3 protein-coding genes are annotated in these 2,368 nt (G+C 77.2%); all 3 read left to right on the forward strand.

What is annotated here, in order from left to right:
• On the forward strand, positions 1–934 hold a 934-nt coding region (locus tag FGF04_RS38830; RefSeq protein ID WP_149516098.1), incomplete at its 5' end, for an Ldh family oxidoreductase.
• A complete protein-coding gene (locus tag FGF04_RS38835) occupies positions 934–1,932 on the forward strand; it encodes a Gfo/Idh/MocA family protein (RefSeq protein ID WP_149516099.1) in 999 nt (332 codons plus the stop codon). The genes FGF04_RS38830 and FGF04_RS38835, both read left to right, overlap by 1 nt.
• A complete protein-coding gene (locus FGF04_RS38840) occupies positions 1,929–2,357 on the forward strand; it encodes a DUF6917 domain-containing protein (protein ID WP_149516100.1) in 429 nt (142 codons plus the stop codon). Before FGF04_RS38835 ends, FGF04_RS38840 begins: the two co-directional genes overlap by 4 nt.
• Positions 2,358–2,368 lie beyond the last annotated feature (11 nt).

The raw sequence follows: 2,368 nt of genomic DNA on the forward strand, positions 1-2,368 counted from the left end.
GTACGTGCCCCTGCTCGCCTCCGGCCGCGCCGACCCCGGCGCCGTCCCCGAGGTGACCGACGACTCCGGCCCCTGCGCGGCCGTCGACGCCCGGCGGGCGCTGGGTCTGTGGGCGGCGGCCGAGGCCATGGACGACGCGGTGCGCAGGGCCCGGCGGTACGGGATCGGGCTGGTGGCCGTGCGCGACGGGACCCACTTCGGCTGTGCGGGCTTCCACGCCGCCCGGGCCGCCGCCCACGGCATGATCGGGATCGTCGCGAGCAACTGCGGCGGCCAGCGCATCGCCCGCCCGCCGCACGGAGCGCTCGCCATGCTCGGCACCAACCCGCTGGCCGTCGCCGCCCCCGCCCTCGCCGACCACCCGTTCGTCCTGGACATGAGCACCACGGTGGTGCCCACCGGACGCGTCCGGGCCGCCGCCCGCCGGGGCGACCGCCTCCCGGAGGGCTGGCTGGAGGACGCGGCCGGCCGGCCCGTGACCGACCCCGGCGCCTTCGACCGCGGCAGCGCCTACCTGCGCTGGCTCGGCGGCGGACCGGACACCGGCGCGTACAAGGGGTTCGGGCTGGCCCTGGTGGTCGAGCTGCTGGCCGCGGTGCTGCCGGGCGCCGCCGKGGGTCCGGCCCCGGCGGCGCTGGCCGGGGACGGGCGCCCGCACGGCCGCGACGACGACATCGGCTTCCTCGTGCTCGCCGTCGCCCCGCACCGGCTGCGCCCGCGGGGGGACTTCGCCGGAGCCGCGCAGGAGATGTTCCGCTCCCTGCTCGACTGCCCGCCGCTGGACCCGCGCACCCCGGTGCGCTATCCGGGCTGGTGGGAGGCCGAACGCGCACGGGAGCGGCGGCGCGACGGGGTCCCGCTGGCCGCCGGTGTGCACGAGGAATTGACGGACCTGGGGCTGGACCTGCCGGTGCTCGCGGAAGGAGCGGTGTGATGCGCGCGCGCCGGATCGGCGTCGTCGGGCTGGGGGTGATCTCCCGGTTCCACCTCGCCGCGATCGACCGGCTGCCCAGGTGGGAGCTGGCCGCGGTGTGCGACGTACGCGAAGCCGCGCGGGCCCCGTTCCGCGGACGGGTCGCGGCTTACGCCGGCCACCGTGCCCTGCTGGCGCACCCCGGCCTGGACGCCGTGGTCGTCACCGTCCCCAACGACCTGCACGCCGCGGTCTGCCGGGACGCGCTGCTGGCCGGGGTGCCGGTGTGCGTGGAGAAGCCGCTGGCCGTCGACCTGGCCGGGGCCCGTGCGCTGGACCGGCTGGCGCGCGACCGTGCCACGGCCCTGTTCACCGCCTTCCACCGCCGCTACAACACCCGGGTGCGTGCCCTGCGGGACCGGCTCCCCGCGGGGGCGCGGATCGCGGCGGTACGGGTGCGCTACCTGGAGCGGATCGAGGAGCACATCGGCGCCGACACCTGGTACCTCGACCCGCGGCGGTGCGGCGGCGGCTGCGTGGCCGACAACGGCCCGAACGCCTTCGACCTGGTGCGGCACTTTCTGGGCGACGTCGAGGCGACCGCCGCCTCGGTCGTGCGCGACGCGCGCGGCACCGACCGGCAGGCGGTCGTCGACCTGCGCGCCACCGCGGGCGGCGCCACCGCCCGGGTCGAGCTGGACTGGTCGTACCCCGGGGAGCGGAAGGACCTGCGGCTGCTGCTGACGGACGGCACGGTGCTGGAGGCGGACCTGCTCGCCGGCCACCCGGGCTTCAAGGCTTCGCTCTGGCACGAGTACGTGGGTGTCCTGAACGCCTTCGCCGCGGCGCTCGACGGCGGCGCGGATGCGGATGCGGATGTGGGTGTGGGTACGGGTCCGGGTACGCGGGCGGATACGAGGGCGGGCGCCGGCGCGGCCGACGGGCTGGCCGCGCTGGAGCTGGTCCGGGCGGCCTACGCGCTGGAGCGGCCCGGCGCGGTGACTGGGGAAGCGGGATGAGCGGGCCCGGCGAGGACGGGGCCAAGCGTGCGGTGCGCGGGACCCTGGTCAAGGTGCTGCTGCACCGCCGCACCGACCGCGGCATGACCCTGGAGCCGTACACGAGCCGTTGCGTGCGGCGCGGCGAACTGCACGAGCTGGTGGCCACCGACCAGGACGGCGCCGGGCCGGGCGCCCGCATCGACCGCGTGGGCTTCCTCGGTTTCGCCGAACTGACCTGTGCGGGCGTCGTCGACCGGGGCGACGGGTGCTGGATCGGCGGCCGGCTCGTCGGCACGGTCCTCGGGTTCGACGCCTGCCACTTCCCGAACCACTACAACATCCTCATCGCCGCCGCGGCCGACCGGCTGCCGACCGGCGGGAGCCTGGGGCTGCGGCCCGAGCTGCCGGTCGCCTTCACCGCCTCTCCGCTCACGCCACCGTGAGGCCCTCCGCC

It is taken from the genome of Streptomyces apricus, from assembly GCF_008369065.1.
Lineage (GTDB): Bacteria > Actinomycetota > Actinomycetes > Streptomycetales > Streptomycetaceae > Streptomyces > Streptomyces apricus.

Coding starts and splice junctions, on each gene's coding strand:
- FGF04_RS38835 (WP_149516099.1), top strand. CDS start 934: ATGCGCGCGCGCCGGATCGGCGTCGTCGGGCTGGGGGTGATCTCCCGG.
- FGF04_RS38840 (WP_149516100.1), top strand. CDS start 1,929: ATGAGCGGGCCCGGCGAGGACGGGGCCAAGCGTGCGGTGCGCGGGACC.